Genomic DNA, 14277 nt, shown 5'->3' on the forward strand with positions numbered 1-14277 from the left:
TAGTGGAATATTATGAATAGCTCTCTTAAAAATTGCTTAAAAACAACTTAAAGTTTGTTATTAAATACCAACAGCAAATTTCTTTCCAAAAAAAATCTGAAAAGAAATCTGCTTCAAAAATATCGGGAGAGACGACTATAAGTCTTCGTCTATTACAATCTCATCTTGTTTGAATTCGCATTTCAGCCTAAAAGGAATAGGTGTTTCTGATCCCGTATAGAAATCATCAATGGTTCCTTTCCAGATCAACTGAAGTATTCCTTCTTCATTATTCTCGAACTGAAGCTCATTATCATAGACAAAGGCATCTTCATCATCGAATAAATCGACTTCTGTATATGTTTCCTCATCAGAATCATCGATCTGAATAGTTTTTCCTTCTATTTCCGCTGTTTCAATAGGAAAGTCGACGACTTCAAGCGAAAGTTGTGGAAAATTATACTGTAAAGAATCATCGTCAACGTGATCCAAACTGTCATCCGTAATGATTTCTACTTCTAGAAAATGTTGTTCATTGCTGTAAACTGCTTTACAATAAGTATTTCTAATATTGTATTTTAGCGTTTCGTCCGGATGGTAAATTTTTAAAATCCCTTTCATTATTTCTTAAAAAAGAGCTGTAATAATATGATTGTTAAACGTTTTCAGCAAAGATAAAAAATAGATTGAAAGGTAAAAATATTTTGAAAACTATTTTTTTAAAATCCTCCTGTTTGATAAGTTCGTTGATCAATATTACTTACTTTTGTGTTAATAAAGATTCTGAAAATGAAAAACATTGTTTCGAAAAGTATTTTGGGGATAGGCTTGCTTATTGGTCTTGCTTCCTGTAAAAAATCCGATTCACCTTTAACGAAAGTTACTCCTACCAATTTAGATTCCATTGCTTCCAATTATTATGAGCAGTACTTAAAGATTTATCCTTTGGAGGCAACTTCTCAGGGAGATTTACGATATAACGACCAGCTTCCGATAAATATTGATAAAGACTTTATTTCCGGAGAAGTTGCTTTTTACAACTCCGTCCAAAAACAATTGGACCAGGTAGATTATAAAGCCCTTACTGATGACGACAAAGTGGTATATGATGTACTGGATTATACATTAAAAGACAGAATTGAAGGCTATGCTTACCATCCGGAATACATTCCTTTTACACAGTTTGGCGGACTTCCGTTAAGTTTCCCATTATATGGAAGCGGACAGGGAAGCCAACCTTTTAAAACTGAAAAAGACTACAGCGACTGGTTAATGAGAATGGATAAATTCCCGGAATGGATGGATGCCGCAACAGAAAATTTCAGACAGGGAATCAATAATAAAATTGTTCTACCTAAGAAACTGGTTATTAAGATGATTCCTCAAATGAAAGCTGAGGAAATCACCACTGCTGATTTTGATAAAAATATATTCTACGGACCGATAAAAAATTTCCCGAAAGATTTTACACAGGCTCAAAAGGATAAATTTTCAGCGCTTTATAAAGAGGCTATCTCTAAAAAAATCATTCCTGCTTATGTCAAAATGGGAAGCTTCCTAGAAAAAGAATACCTTCCAAAGGCAAGAGAAACCGATGGATACAACAGCCTGCCTAATGGTAATGAAATCTACAGATATTATGCAAAAAGCTGGACTACGACCAACAAATCCCCTGAAGAGATCAACAAAATAGGACTACAGCAGGTGGCTATGCTCCGTGCAGAAATGGAAAAAGTAAAACAACAGGTTGGTTTCACAGGAACCCTGGAAGAGTTTATCAATTTTGTGAAAACAGATCCTAAAGCCATGCCTTACAAAACCTCAAAAGAAGTTTTGGCCGGATTTAACGGAATTTTAGCTAAAATTACTCCGAAGCTGAAAACGATGTTCAGCGTGACTCCAAAAACAAAATTTGAGATCAGACAGACTGAAAAATTCAGGGAAGCCAGTGCGAGTGCTGAGTATATTCAGGGAACTCCTGACGGCAAGAGACCTGGTATTTTCTATGTTCCGCTTCCTGATCCTGCAAAATTCAACGTTACTTCCGGCATGGAATCTTTATTCCTGCATGAAGCAATTCCAGGGCACCATTATCAGGTTTCTTTACAGCAGGAAAACACCAAACTTCCTAAGTTTATGAGATTCGGATGGTTCGGAGCTTATGGAGAAGGCTGGGCACATTATTGTGAAACGCTAGGCCCTGAATTCGGATTATACACTGATCCTTATCAAAAAATGGGATATTTAAGCGATCAAATGCTGAGAGCTGTGAGATTGGTAGTAGATACTGGTCTTCACACCGGAAGAATGACAAGAGAAGAAGCTATCAAATACTTTTTAAGCAACATCTCATATGATGAAGCTGGAGCAACTGCGGAAGTGGAACGCTATATGGCAATGCCGGGCCAAGCATTAGGGTACAAAATAGGGTCATTGAGAATCCGTGAGCTAAGAGATAAATACCAAAAAGAACTGGGCAAAAAATTCAGTCTGGCAAGCTTCCACGATGAAGTATTAAGCCAGGGATGTTTACCATTGGATGTTTTAAACAGAAAAATGGATCTTTGGGCGAAAAAGCAGAAGTAACACTTAGCAATATTCGTCTTTAAAGGCAATAACTATACATATAACGGGATTTTTCTATTATAATTTATTAGAATATCCCGTTTTTAATTCACCAGAAATGTTCTCCTAATTTTACAATAAGATCTTTTAAAATAACAAACAATGATCACAGAAAGTCTACAATCACTTTACGAAAGAGATTTACATAAATTAAAAATCGAAATCGAATCTTACCAGAACGAAGATTCAATGTGGAAAATAGATAAAAGCATCACTAATTCTGCAGGAAATCTTTGTCTCCATTTGGTTGGAAATCTTAATCATTTTGTCGGAGCAATATTGGGAAACTCGGGTTATGTGAGAAACAGAGAACTGGAGTTTTCATTAAAAAATATTCCACGTACTGAGCTCATTGAAAAAATTGAAGGAACATTAGATATTGTTATCAAAACACTCGGGCAGCTTAATGCAAATGATCTGGAAAAAGAATACCCTCTTGAAGCTTTAGGATACAAAATGACAACTGAATATTTTCTGATTCATCTGTTTGGGCATTTGAGTTATCACTTAGGGCAGATCAATTATCACAGAAGACTGCTGGACAACTAAAAACAAATTTTCAATAGTAAAAACAACCTTTCCGAGGTTGTTTTTTATTTTTCAAACATCATTTTCGTAATGAAGTCCTTCTCCCCTTTTCCTCTTGCAGGAGAATATTCTCTGCCGTAGAAAATAATCTGAAGATGGAGCTTATTCCATACTTCTTCCTTCCAAATGTTTTTTGCATCTCTTTCCGTTTCTACGACGCTTTTTCCTGAAGTAAGCTTCCATTGCGTCATCAGTCTTTGGATGTGTGTATCGACCGGAAAAGCAGGAAAACCGAAGCCCTGACTCATCACCACAGATGCTGTTTTGTGGCCAACTCCAGGAAGCGCCTCTAGTTCTTCATACGTTTGCGGCACTACTCCATTATGTTTTTCCAATAAAAGCTCAGCCATTCTCTTAAGGTTTTTAGCTTTGGTATTAGAGAGTCCGATTTCTTTAATCAATTCTTTAATTTCAGAAACCTCTAGTTTAGCCATTTTTTCCGGCGTCCCGGCCACTCTGAAAAGATTGGGGGTAACTTCATTCACTTTTTTATCAGTTGTCTGTGCAGAAAGTGCTACCGCAACCATAAGGGTGAAATTATCGGTATGAGCCAACGGAATGGGAACTTCCGGATATAATTTTTCTAATTCAAGCTGAACGAGTTCTGCTCTTTGTTTTTTTGTCATTTAACCACTAAATTTGAACAAAAATAAACATTATGCTGCAAGCAGGAGACAAATTACCAAATTTTGAAGGAGTTAATCAGGATGGTGAGACTATAACCTCATCAACATTAGCAGGAAAAAAATTAATTATATTCTTTTATCCACAAGCAAATACTCCTACGTGTACAGTAGAGGCTTGTAATCTGAGTGATAATTATTCTCAATTGGAGAAAGCGGGATTTCAGTTATTGGGGATCAGCGGGGATTCTGTAAAAAAACAGAAAAATTTTCACAACAAATTTGCTTTTCCGTATGATTTGATTGCAGATGAGAACCATGATATCATTGAAAAGTTCGGGGTTTGGCAGGAGAAAAAAACGTTTGGAAAAACCTATATGGGAATTGTAAGGACAACCTTTATTTTTGACGAAAACGGAATCTGCACCAGAGTGATAGAAAAAGTGACTTCTAAAACAGCGGCAGAACAGATTTTAGAGGGGTAAAAAAAATCATTTGTCATTCTGAATGTTTAAATGATTCTTTAAGTTCAGAATGACAAATAGTATATTAGCTAGCCTAATTCATAATACATAAGCTCTTCCTCATCATTCGGAATTGTAACATATTTTTTGAACTGTAAGCCCAGTTTTTCAATTAAATTTTGAGAGGAAAAATTATCCTTTGAAGTAATGGCAGAGATTTTCTTCATCCCAAACTCATCCATCCCAATGGATTTTACTTTTAGGGCAGCTTCATAAGCATATCCTTTGCCTTCAAATTCTTCAAGCAGCGAAAACCCAATATCCATAACATCAAGTCCTTCTCTTTCAAAGATTCCTACTCCCCCGATTTTCTTATTTTCATCTTTGGTGACTACCAGATAGTTCCCGAATCCTAACTTTTCAAATTGCGGAAGAAAGCGGTCTCTGATATAATTTTCGGCATCAGCAATAGTTTTAATATTACGGTCTCCGATGTATTGTATGAATTTAGGACGGTTATAAAGCTCAAAAATGAATTCTTTATCATCCAGTGACATGGGACGGATAATCAGTCTTTCCGTTTCGTAAGAACTATTTTTTCTTGGTTGTTTTTTTGGCTCCATCCTTTGGTTCTTCTTTTTTTTCTATTTTTAAAAGTCTGGGATTATTTGCACATTTCTTATTATAAAGCTCGATATAGGTTCCGTTATCTTTTACCTGACTAACGGCTCCGGTCGACTTATTGATGGTTAGCGTATAATGTGTCTTTTGGTAAGGGCATTCTTTTGAAGTAAGCTTCCCCATATCTAAGTAATAATTGGAACGATCTTCATAATAATTCCCGGCAATATCTTTGAACTCTTCATCAATGAGATATCCATCAATTGTCATTGCAATGGCCGCTTCTTCCACATTATCAATCTTTCCTATGAACTTTTTAAGTCCTTCAAGATCTGTTACATAATTCATTTTTCCGCCCGCAGCATAGGCAATATAGTAAAAACTGTCTTCACTGGGAAATAAATTAAACCCGGAAAACTGCGGCGTGTATTCTTTCTTTCCGCCAGAGGTTTTTACTTCCTGGTTTTTTCCATAGCTGTTGTATACCAACACCCAAGAATCTATTTTGTCGTTTGGGACGATTTCATATAGAATATTCTGAATGCTTGCAAAATTTTTCTTCTCCTGAGCATTCCCTGAGAATCCTAAAAACAAGAAAATAAGCAAGATAAGTGGGGTTGTAAATTTTTTCATAGATTAAAAATCAGCAGAAAGTATACCAATGATTGTTACATAAACTTTTCTCCTTTTTTGAAACTCTTCAAATCAAGGACATAATCTTTTATCAGCTGATCATTAGCTCTTGGACAGATCAACAGTGCTTTATCTGTATCTACAATAATATAGTCTTCAAGCCCGTCAATAATCACGGCTTTATTATTATTTTTTAAGCGGATAATATTTCCTTTCGCATTGTAGGTCAGGAGATGCTTTAGTTTTACCGCATTATTATTGGTATCCTTTTCCGTATTTTCATAGATAGAAGTCCATGTTCCCAGATCACTCCATCCCAGGTCAGAAGGGATTACATATACGTTTTTCGCTTTTTCTAAAATTCCGTTATCGATAGAAATCTTTTGAACTTTCGGATAAATGTTTTCAATACATGAGTTCTCCTTCTGAGAATTGTATTCGCAGGCCATAAAGTGCTGTGTCATTTCCGGAAGATACATTTCAAAAGCATGATGGATGCTTTTAACATTCCAGATGAATATCCCCGCATTCCAAAGAAAATCTCCACTTTCCAGGAAACTTTGAGCCAGTTCCAGAATAGGTTTTTCGGTGAAGGTTTTCACTTTAAAAAAATCTGAGTTCTTTTTTTCTACAAACTGAATGTAGCCATATCCTGTATCAGGTCTTGTAGGAGTAATTCCTAAAGTCACCAGATAGTCATTTTTTGATGCCAGATCAAAAGCAATTTCCACTTTTTGAAGGAAAGTCTCTTCCTTTAAAATCAAATGGTCTGCCGGCAATACGATCATGGTAGCATTCGGGTCAATTTCAGCAATTTTATTGGCCATATACAAATTGCAGGCAGCGGTGTTTTTCATCAACGGCTCGCCGACAATATTTTCTTCAGGAACCTCCGGAAGCTGCTGGTGCGAAAGCGCTACATACTCCTTATTGGTAATGACGAATATATTTTCATTAGGAATAATCTTGCTGATCCTGTCATAGGTCTGCTGGATCATGGTTCGCCCCACTCCTAAAATATCCTGAAACTGTTTTGGAAATTTCTGCGTACTCATAGGCCAGAACCGACTTCCGATTCCTCCCGCCATTATGACACAGTATTTATATGATTTTGACATTCTTAACTACATTTTTCTATCCTTGCCAGAGGCTTGAAAGAATACTTCCTTCCTGTAGCCAGGTTCTTACAAAGATAGTTTTTTTTAATCAGACCTTCTAATAAATACTTTTCGTTGCGATATATAAAAAAATCTCCTTTTTGAAGTTCTTCAATAAACTGAAGGCTATCATCTTGTGTTTCAATATGAAAATATTTTACAAGATCCGGACTGGCCATAAAATTGGCCTTCGGAGATTTTGAAAATTTCACAATGATAGGCTTTAAATCTTCGTCATACACCTGAAGACTTTCAAGAAGCATTTTTCTAAAAGTTTCCTTCCACTCATTGCCGTGGGGAGAGATTCTGCGTCCGTATTTTTCAAAGGCGATTAAATGAGCCAGCTCATGAGTCAAAACAAAGAAAAAAAGCTGTGGAGCTAAGGTAGAATTGATCGTAATTTCATGGGAATTATCTGGGAGCTTTCTGTAGTCTCCCAGTTTAGAATTCCTATTTCGTGTAATTTTTATATGGATATAATAATCTGAAAACCATATTTTTAAATACTGAAGTGTATCTTGTGGTAAATATTTTTCTAAGGATTGAATAGACATTTTATAAACTTAGTGGAATTCCGGCATAGAAATTCAGCAGTTTAAGGCTGAAAAGGTAATTGTATTTAGCCTGTGCCACAGATCCCTGTGCATTAGCGTAGTTATTTCTAGCAACATTCACATCATAGATGGTTGTTCTTCCTGCTGTATAGCTTTTATCTGCAAAATCCAGGGCCAGCTTTGTACTTTTTTCTGTTTCCACAGCTGATAAAAATGTTTCATAGTTAGCATCTACGTCAAACTGTGCTTTCTGTACATTCTGTCTTACCGTCTGTTTTTGTTGCTCCAATGTAATTTTAGCAATACTTTCATTTATTTTAGACTGTTCTACCTGAAGTTTGGTAATTCCTTTATTGAAAATAGGAACATTCAGTGAAATACTTGCCTGCTGTCCAAAGTTATCCTTATACTGTCCAAATAAATTTCTTTCCATAACAGGGCTTCCAAACACATCATATCCTGTTATATTTGTAGTTAAAAGATTATTGTAAAAACTTCCAATTCCGGCACTTGCAGAAATAGTAGGCCAGAAAGCTGTTTTACTCACTTCCGTTTGTGCGATGGCAGAATTTATTCTGCTTTCTGCGGCCTTGATCTGAGGCTGGTTTTCAAATGCTGTAGTAAGTACTTCGTCTACTGATTTTAACTGCGGTTCTAGCTGATCAGGCACATTTACATTTTCAACATCAAAATCTTTATAATCTGATAGCTGTAAAAGCTGTGCCATGGCAAAAAGGCTTCTTCCAACATTGATCTCTGCTGTTTTAAGGTTTTGTTTCTCCCTTGCTAATGCCGCTTCTGCTTCTGCTAAAATAGTCTGAGCTGTAGTTCCAACCTGCGTTGTTATTTTTGCTCTGTCATATTGCTTTTGAGCATTTTCAACCGCACTTTCAGAGATCTTTACAATTTCTTTATTTAATAAAGTGGTAAGATATTGCTGTGCGATCTGCAGGGAAATGTCATTTTTAATCGTTTCAATATCATATTGGCTGGCTTCTACATCAAACTCACTTTTTCTAATGTTTTTCTCCAGTCTTCCGTTATTGTAAATTAACATATCTGCACCCAAATTAGAACTGTTGCTGAATCTGTCATTCCTCAAACTTCCGGTTCCGAATGAAGTCTGCCCAAAACTCACGCTGTTAGACATGGTTCCGGATACAGAGGGCAGATATTGTTTTCTCGCCATTTTAAGGTTAGAATCCTGAATCTGTTTTGAATATTGATTTTGGATAACCTGAAGATTATGCTCCACTGCATAGTCTACACATTCTCTTAAGGACCACCTTTTCTGAGCATTGATCCCCAGACAGCTTAATCCAAAAACGATAATCCAAACTTTTTTCATATTAATATTTTAACTTATTAGACGACTCAAATATAAAAAAGTTACAGTTTTAAAAATTATTATTTTATTTTAAAAAAACTTTTGAGAATTTTGCACCATGACAAACGAACAATACCAAGAAGCGGTAGACTGGCTTTTTGTGCAGGCTCCCAACTATCAGATTGATGGAGAAAAAGCGTACAAGCCTGGTTTAGATAACATTATAAGACTTTGTGATTTCTTTGGTAATCCTCAGGAAAGCATACAATGCATCCATATTGGAGGGACTAACGGAAAAGGATCTACGAGTAATATGCTGGCTTCAGTTCTTCAGGAAGCGGGTTATAAAGTGGGTTTGTATAATTCACCTCATCTTATTGACTTTACAGAACGTATAAAAGTTAACGGTAAAAACTGTAATAAAGAGTTTGTCTTTGATTTTATTCAAAAACTTAAAAATCTTCCTGACGATATTCAACCCTCTTTTTTTGAATTTACTACGATTATGGCTTTTGAATATTTTCATCAGCAGAAGGTAGATTTTGCCATTATTGAAGTGGGTTTAGGAGGAAGGCTGGATTCAACCAATATTATCAAACCATTGGTTGCTGCGATTACCAATGTTCAGCTTGACCATCAAAACATTTTAGGAGATACCATTGAGGAAATTGCCAGAGAAAAAGCAGGAATTATTAAAAACAATACTCCTATTGTTTTCGGAGACGATCATGAAGTGGTTAAAAATATCATTAAAGAGAAAGCCAGACAGGAAAATGCACGGTTTATTGATGCTTCTCTGATACAGTCGGATTTACAGTCAGATTTAAGAGGCAATTATCAGCAAAAGAATATCAAAGTTGTGCTGGCTTTGATAGAAGAATTAAGAAAATTACAGGTAAAAATCTCCGACCAACATATTGAACAGGGTTTATTACATGTTCACAGAAATACAGGATTCATAGGCCGCTGGTTTGAATTTTCACAAACTCCCCTGACGGTCTGTGATACTGCCCATAACCAGGCAGGATTAGAGCAGGTTTTTGGCCAGCTTAATTCTATTGACCGACGCAAGCATGTTATTTTGGGCTTTGTGAATGACAAAAAAATAGATGAAGTGATGAATATGCTTCCCGAAAATTCTATATTTTATTTTGCAAAACCGTCTATCCATAGGGGCAGACATCCCGAAGATTATGAAAACCTACTGATCGAAGCAAAAATTTTTTATAAAATTTTCAATTCGGTGCAAGAAGCCTATCTTTCTGCAAAAGAGGAATGTACAAACGAAGAAATGATTTTTATCGGCGGAAGTAACTTTGTTGTAGGAGAATTTTTAGAAAAAAATTTGGAGATTTCCGAATAAGTCGTATATTTGCACCACTCTAAACGAGATAATCGTTATACATAGGGGCTCTTAGCTCAGTTGGTTCAGAGCATCTGGTTTACACCCAGAGGGTCGGGGGTTCGAATCCCTCAGGGCCCACACAAAGGTAACTGAAGCCTTTCAAAAAAAATTCAGGGCTCTTAGCTCAGTTGGTTCAGAGCATCTGGTTTACACCCAGAGGGTCGGGGGTTCGAATCCCTCAGGGCCCACACAAAACTCTCAAGAAATTGAGAGTTTTTTTTATGTCTTTACTATTCCTATTTGATACAAATATTTTCACAAACTCTTCCAAGGAATGGTATTCCATCTATATTTCTTTACCTTTACGACCTGTTTGGCTTTATTAATATTTTTAAGCTTTGAAGGAACTTCACATTATATCATTTAATTACCCCTACCCTCCTACGTACGGTGGAATCATTGACGTTTACTATAAAATTAAAGCCCTGTCGGAAATTGGCGTTGTCATCCATCTGCACTGTTTTGTAGATAAAATCCCACAAAAGGTTGATGATGAAATAAAGAGTCTCGTTGCCAATATTTTCTTTTATGAGAAGAAGAAAAATCCAATGCTCTATTTCTCCAGAAAACCTTTTGCTGCTGCGATAAGAAATTCAGAGGCTTTGCTTAAGAATTTAAATACTTATAAAGCCCCTTTGTTATTTGAAGGACTCCAGACTACAGCTGTTATTAACTGTTTTAAAAACAAGGGATTCAAGCTCTATCTTCGGCTTCATAATAACGAATCAGCCTACTATAAGGGACTTGCGAAATCAGAAAAAAATATTTTTAAAAAAATTATCTACACACTTGAAAGCTTTAAGTTTCATCATTACCAGAATAAGCTTTTAAAGAAATTCGACGCTGTTTTCTGCCTTTCTCAAAAGGAATATATGGAAACATCCAACCTTTCAGCAAACGCTGTACTCGTTCATCTGTTTCATGGAAATGAAGTGGTGAAAAATTTAGACAAAAAAGGGGATTATTTTCTGTTTCATGGAGACCTGACTACTTCTGACAACAAAAAAGCGTTAGACGAGACAATTTCACTGTTTAAAAGCCTTCCTGACTACCCATTGATAGTAGCCTCCGACCGCGCCAATGAAAGTATAAAGAAAAAAATCAATAAGATTGAGAACATCCGGCTTGTACCCATCGAAAACGATGACAATCTGCACCTTCTTTTTGAAAATGCCCATGCCAATATTCTCCTTTCTTACCAAAATTCAGGGACGAAGGTGAAGCTGTTCAATGCACTTTACAACAGCAGGTTTGTGATCATTAATCCTAATATTACTGATGATAAAGATTTAATCAATTTATGCAGCTACGGTTCTACCATTGAAGAAATTCGTGCGCATATTATGACGTTAGCAGAACAGAATTATAATTTAACTGCTGAGAGAAAAGAAATTTTACAACAAAACTATTCGGATAAAGCTAAAGCAAAGGAAATAGTCGCTGTTATTTTTAAAGATTAACAGCCTGAACAATTTTTTGGATATTAAGCTCTTCCAGACATGCCCAATCCCCTCTGTAGCATTCTTTATCACCAAATACCGAACAGGGTCTGCATGTCAAATCCGTAACCTGCACTACATCATCTTCACTCTGACCAAAACCAAGAAAGCCAGCATAGGGATGGGTAGACCCCCAAACAGAAACACATCTGGTTCCCATAAGGCTCGCCAGGTGCATATTGGCAGAATCCATTGAAATCATTAATTCCAATTCAGATATTTTATGAAGTTCCTCAGTAAGGCTTAATTTTCCGGAAAGACTTTTTGTATTTGGGATCTCCGTTTCCCATTTTTCAAGGGTTTCAGTTTCTTTTTTACCCCCTCCAAAAAAATAAACGGTATGTTTCTTAGAAAGAATTTTCGCCAATTCATATGATTTTTCCAAAGGAAGCATTTTTCCTTTGTGCTGGGCAAAAGGAGCAAAGCCTATTCCTGATTTCTGGTCGCATGTAGGTCTTAGCTGATGCGAAAGCTCAACCTTAAATCCCATTTCACGAAACACATCCGCGTAACGCTCAACTGTTTTTTTAAGCTGCACTTTATCCAGATTCCAGATGTCGGTTAACCGCTCTTTTTCCTCTTTCCCTTTATTGATCTTGAATACCTTAAGCCCTTTTTGTCTGTAAATTTTATCTAAAATTTTAGTCCTGATCACATCATGAAGATTCGCAATATAATCCGGGTTAAACTCTTTAATAAGTTCGCTGGCTAGCCTTCTTAAACCAAAGAATCCTTTATAATCATCAAGATCAATCCCTTTGAATATGACATTGGGAATACCGGCAAACAGCCCCTCGAAATTTTTTCTGGAAACCATAATGATTTCAACATCCGGGTTTTGTTCCAAAAATTCCCGAAAAACAGGCGCTGTCATTGCGACATCGCCAAAAGCGGAAAAACGATATGCTAAAACTCTTGTCACGACTACGATTTCAGTTGATAGGCAACTGCGTAAAATTTAATCTGCTTGGTCATGGCCATCAATCCGTTGGCTCTGGATGGAGAAAGAAATTCCTGCAGTCCGATTTCAGAAATAAATTCAAAATCAGAGTCTAAAATTTCCTGCATAGAATGGCCGCTATAAATGCTTACCAGTAAAGAAACAATTCCTTTCGGAAGAATTCCGTCAGAGTCGGCATTGAAAAAAAGTTTCCCATCTTTGAACTCAGCATCGATCCACACCTTGCTCTGGCATCCTTTGATCAGGTTTTCGTCTACCTTCTTGTCTTCAGAAAGCCCTTTCAATTCTTTTCCAAGATCAATGATGTATTCGTATTTTTGCTCCCAATCATCAAGAAATGCAAATTCGTCGATTATTTCCTGCTGTTTTTCTTTAATGGTCATTTCTATACTTTCTGCAAAGATACTAAATTATGCTTTAGGCTTAAAGTGGTAAACTGTTCGCAAATATAATAATGTGAACATCATCTTACTGAATCAGATGCTTTTTCAAAAACTTTCAAAAGTTTCTGTTCTTCATTTTCCCAGCAAAGAGCATTTGAGGCTTTTTCCAGTTCCTTCTGATAGCTTTTTCTACCTTTATTTAAAACCTTTCTTACTGCTTCAGCAATGTTTTCTGGCTGGTGATCTTTTATAATCACTCCTACATCAAACTGCTTTTTAATATTTTCCATTTCCGGAAGGCTCGCCATAATCAAGGGAAGTCGTGCCTGGATGCAATCCAGAACTTTATTTGGAAGCGAGTAAAGATAACTGTCACCCCCATTTTCTTCAATACTCATCCCGACATCAGCAGACATCGTAACTTTCCGTAAAGAATCGGGCAATAATTTCCCCAGAAACCGAACTTTATCCTGAAGGTTCTCCTGAATAACCAATTCCTCATATTCTTTTTTCCTTGGACCATCACCTGCAATGGTAAATATAACATGATCCAAGTGATGCATTGCCAAAATGGCCTTATCGATTCCTCGGAAAGGATTTATGGCACCCTGGTAAAGAAGTATCTTTGGATTATTTTCTGGAATCTCTGTCTGAAAATCTATTTTTCTGGGTGCGTTTTGAATAACAACCGGATCTGCGCCATACTTTTTTTGAAACCATTTCGCATAGCTTCCACTGGCCGTTATCATGAATTCAAGCTTTGGAACTACGGTTTTTTCCAGATAACGCCATAATTTTTGTGACATTTTGCCCTGAATTGCCGGCATTTCAGAAAAAATCTCATGACTGTCAAAAACCAGAGGAATATTTAATTTTTTTGCGATCAGATAATTAGGCAGCAGCGCATCAATATCATTCGCATGGAGAATCGTGTTCCGGTCTGCTTTTTTCTTTAATTCATGGTACAGTTTCCAGTTAAATTCAAAGTAAGCAGTCTTCAGACTTTTTGAGAATAATTGTATTCTTGAAAACGGATAAGGACGCGCCATTTCTTCCGATCCTTTCCAGTTATTTCCTATCAGTTCTACCTCATAGCCGTTATCATGCAGTGTACGGCAGATTTTTTCAATACGCTGGTCTGTATATAAATTACTAAAAGCGGAGGTAATTATTTTTTTCCTTTTCATTTTCCGTTCTTTCCTGTGATCAAATGGTACACCTGCACAAAACAGAGCAAACCATTAGGAATAATAACCGGCCACAGCATTCCGCTGTAAATACCATATACTACAAAACAGGCACATCCGATTAAATTAACAATTCTGATTTTCCGTAAATTTCTTAATGCAAAGCTTAGTACGATAAAAAGGGAAGCGGCATATCCGATATAGTTAGCAAATTCGGGAGTCATAAGAGGAATTTAAGGGAAACAAACTTAATCATTTTCAATAAGATAAT

General features: G+C 36.4%; 16 protein-coding genes and 2 tRNA genes. 7 read left to right on the top strand and 11 right to left on the bottom strand.

Translation table 11 applies throughout. The features are described 5' to 3' along the window. Positions 1 to 135: 135 nt before the first annotated feature. Positions 136 to 600 (bottom strand): hypothetical protein, encoded by a 465-nt coding sequence (locus IW15_RS02060; protein WP_034708907.1) that lies wholly within the window; start codon positions 598 to 600, stop codon positions 136 to 138. Positions 601 to 768: 168 nt separating this feature from the next. On the opposite strand from IW15_RS02060, the gene IW15_RS02065 reads away from it, so the two are divergent. After that, positions 769 to 2565, top strand: coding sequence for a DUF885 domain-containing protein (locus tag IW15_RS02065; RefSeq protein ID WP_034708909.1), 1797 nt, complete (start codon positions 769 to 771; stop codon positions 2563 to 2565). 141 nt (positions 2566 to 2706) lie between these two features. After that, the gene (locus tag IW15_RS02070; RefSeq protein ID WP_034708911.1) at positions 2707 to 3153 is read left to right on the top strand and encodes a DinB family protein; all 447 of its coding nucleotides are present in this window, start codon (positions 2707 to 2709) and stop codon (positions 3151 to 3153) included. Positions 3154 to 3197: 44 nt separating this feature from the next. Here the strand turns inward: IW15_RS02070 and IW15_RS02075 are convergent, their stop codons facing one another. Next, a complete protein-coding gene (locus IW15_RS02075; protein ID WP_034708913.1) occupies positions 3198 to 3818 on the bottom strand; it encodes an endonuclease III domain-containing protein in 621 nt (206 codons plus the stop codon). A gap of 32 nt (positions 3819 to 3850) precedes the next feature. Here IW15_RS02075 and bcp point away from each other — a divergent pair, with 32 nt between their 5' ends. After that, positions 3851 to 4300 carry a thioredoxin-dependent thiol peroxidase gene (bcp, locus tag IW15_RS02080; RefSeq protein WP_034708916.1) on the top strand — a complete coding sequence of 150 codons (450 nt, stop codon included), beginning with the start codon at positions 3851 to 3853 and terminating at the stop codon, positions 4298 to 4300. A gap of 68 nt (positions 4301 to 4368) precedes the next feature. Here the strand turns inward: bcp and IW15_RS02085 are convergent, their stop codons facing one another. The 5 genes from IW15_RS02085 to IW15_RS02105 are packed head-to-tail and all read right to left on the bottom strand — an operon-like array spanning position 4369 to position 8592. Continuing rightward, the gene (locus IW15_RS02085; RefSeq protein ID WP_034708918.1) at positions 4369 to 4902 is read right to left on the bottom strand and encodes a GNAT family N-acetyltransferase; all 534 of its coding nucleotides are present in this window, start codon (positions 4900 to 4902) and stop codon (positions 4369 to 4371) included. Then, complete coding sequence (locus IW15_RS02090; protein ID WP_034708921.1) at positions 4871 to 5533, bottom strand: hypothetical protein; 663 nt, start codon at positions 5531 to 5533, stop codon at positions 4871 to 4873. Before IW15_RS02090 ends, IW15_RS02085 begins: the two co-directional genes overlap by 32 nt. Before the next feature lie 35 nt (positions 5534 to 5568). Next, on the bottom strand, positions 5569 to 6651 hold the full coding sequence (locus IW15_RS02095) for a mannose-1-phosphate guanylyltransferase (protein ID WP_034708923.1): 1083 nt from the start codon (positions 6649 to 6651) through the stop codon (positions 5569 to 5571). A gap of 2 nt (positions 6652 to 6653) precedes the next feature. After that, complete coding sequence (locus tag IW15_RS02100) at positions 6654 to 7244, bottom strand: SprT-like domain-containing protein (protein WP_034708925.1); 591 nt, start codon at positions 7242 to 7244, stop codon at positions 6654 to 6656. Between the two features lies 1 nt (position 7245). Beyond that, positions 7246 to 8592 (bottom strand): TolC family protein, encoded by a 1347-nt coding sequence (locus tag IW15_RS02105; RefSeq protein WP_034708927.1) that lies wholly within the window; start codon positions 8590 to 8592, stop codon positions 7246 to 7248. A gap of 97 nt (positions 8593 to 8689) precedes the next feature. Here IW15_RS02105 and IW15_RS02110 point away from each other — a divergent pair, with 97 nt between their 5' ends. The 4 genes from IW15_RS02110 (at position 8690) to IW15_RS02125 (ending at position 11436) form a co-directional block, all read left to right on the top strand. Further along, a complete protein-coding gene (locus IW15_RS02110; RefSeq protein ID WP_034708929.1) occupies positions 8690 to 9934 on the top strand; it encodes a bifunctional folylpolyglutamate synthase/dihydrofolate synthase in 1245 nt (414 codons plus the stop codon). Positions 9935 to 9979: 45 nt separating this feature from the next. Continuing rightward, positions 9980 to 10054: transfer RNA gene (locus tag IW15_RS02115), tRNA-Val, on the top strand. Between the two features lie 35 nt (positions 10055 to 10089). Continuing rightward, a tRNA-Val gene (locus IW15_RS02120) sits at positions 10090 to 10164 on the top strand. Positions 10165 to 10314: 150 nt separating this feature from the next. Next, positions 10315 to 11436 (top strand): glycosyltransferase, encoded by a 1122-nt coding sequence (locus IW15_RS02125; protein WP_034708931.1) that lies wholly within the window; start codon positions 10315 to 10317, stop codon positions 11434 to 11436. On the opposite strand, the gene IW15_RS02130 is transcribed toward IW15_RS02125, so the two are convergent. From IW15_RS02130 to IW15_RS02145, 4 genes are all read right to left on the bottom strand, one after another. Then, positions 11426 to 12397, bottom strand: coding sequence for a glycosyltransferase family 9 protein (locus tag IW15_RS02130; RefSeq protein ID WP_034708933.1), 972 nt, complete (start codon positions 12395 to 12397; stop codon positions 11426 to 11428). The genes IW15_RS02125 and IW15_RS02130 overlap by 11 nt on opposite strands. Before the next feature lie 2 nt (positions 12398 to 12399). Continuing rightward, positions 12400 to 12819, bottom strand: a complete 420-nt coding sequence (locus IW15_RS02135) for a SufE family protein (protein WP_034708936.1) — start codon at positions 12817 to 12819, stop codon at positions 12400 to 12402. A gap of 80 nt (positions 12820 to 12899) precedes the next feature. After that, the gene (locus IW15_RS02140) at positions 12900 to 14006 is read right to left on the bottom strand and encodes a glycosyltransferase (RefSeq protein ID WP_034708937.1); all 1107 of its coding nucleotides are present in this window, start codon (positions 14004 to 14006) and stop codon (positions 12900 to 12902) included. Next, entirely contained in the window at positions 14003 to 14230 is a 228-nt protein-coding gene (locus IW15_RS02145) for a hypothetical protein (protein ID WP_034708939.1), read from the bottom strand. The genes IW15_RS02140 and IW15_RS02145 overlap by 4 nt, the downstream gene beginning before the upstream one ends. Between the last annotated feature and the right edge of the window lie 47 nt (positions 14231 to 14277).

It is taken from the genome of Chryseobacterium soli (genome assembly GCF_000737705.1).
GTDB classification, from domain to species: domain Bacteria; phylum Bacteroidota; class Bacteroidia; order Flavobacteriales; family Weeksellaceae; genus Chryseobacterium; species Chryseobacterium soli.

What these genes read in the sequence shown, in the direction of transcription:
- IW15_RS02100 (WP_034708925.1), bottom strand. Translation starts at nt 7,244, where the DNA reads ATGTCTATTCAATCCTTAGAAAAATATTTACCACAAGATACACTTCAG.
- IW15_RS02070 (WP_034708911.1), top strand. Translation starts at nt 2,707, where the DNA reads ATGATCACAGAAAGTCTACAATCACTTTACGAAAGAGATTTACATAAA.
- IW15_RS02140 (WP_034708937.1), bottom strand. Translation starts at nt 14,006, where the DNA reads ATGAAAAGGAAAAAAATAATTACCTCCGCTTTTAGTAATTTATATACA.
- IW15_RS02060 (WP_034708907.1), bottom strand. Translation starts at nt 600, where the DNA reads ATGAAAGGGATTTTAAAAATTTACCATCCGGACGAAACGCTAAAATAC.
- IW15_RS02110 (WP_034708929.1), top strand. Translation starts at nt 8,690, where the DNA reads ATGACAAACGAACAATACCAAGAAGCGGTAGACTGGCTTTTTGTGCAG.
- bcp (WP_034708916.1), top strand. Translation starts at nt 3,851, where the DNA reads ATGCTGCAAGCAGGAGACAAATTACCAAATTTTGAAGGAGTTAATCAG.
- IW15_RS02105 (WP_034708927.1), bottom strand. Translation starts at nt 8,592, where the DNA reads ATGAAAAAAGTTTGGATTATCGTTTTTGGATTAAGCTGTCTGGGGATC.
- IW15_RS02090 (WP_034708921.1), bottom strand. Translation starts at nt 5,533, where the DNA reads ATGAAAAAATTTACAACCCCACTTATCTTGCTTATTTTCTTGTTTTTA.
- IW15_RS02145 (WP_034708939.1), bottom strand. Translation starts at nt 14,230, where the DNA reads ATGACTCCCGAATTTGCTAACTATATCGGATATGCCGCTTCCCTTTTT.
- IW15_RS02065 (WP_034708909.1), top strand. Translation starts at nt 769, where the DNA reads ATGAAAAACATTGTTTCGAAAAGTATTTTGGGGATAGGCTTGCTTATT.
- IW15_RS02085 (WP_034708918.1), bottom strand. Translation starts at nt 4,902, where the DNA reads ATGGAGCCAAAAAAACAACCAAGAAAAAATAGTTCTTACGAAACGGAA.
- IW15_RS02135 (WP_034708936.1), bottom strand. Translation starts at nt 12,819, where the DNA reads ATGACCATTAAAGAAAAACAGCAGGAAATAATCGACGAATTTGCATTT.
- IW15_RS02075 (WP_034708913.1), bottom strand. Translation starts at nt 3,818, where the DNA reads ATGACAAAAAAACAAAGAGCAGAACTCGTTCAGCTTGAATTAGAAAAA.
- IW15_RS02095 (WP_034708923.1), bottom strand. Translation starts at nt 6,651, where the DNA reads ATGTCAAAATCATATAAATACTGTGTCATAATGGCGGGAGGAATCGGA.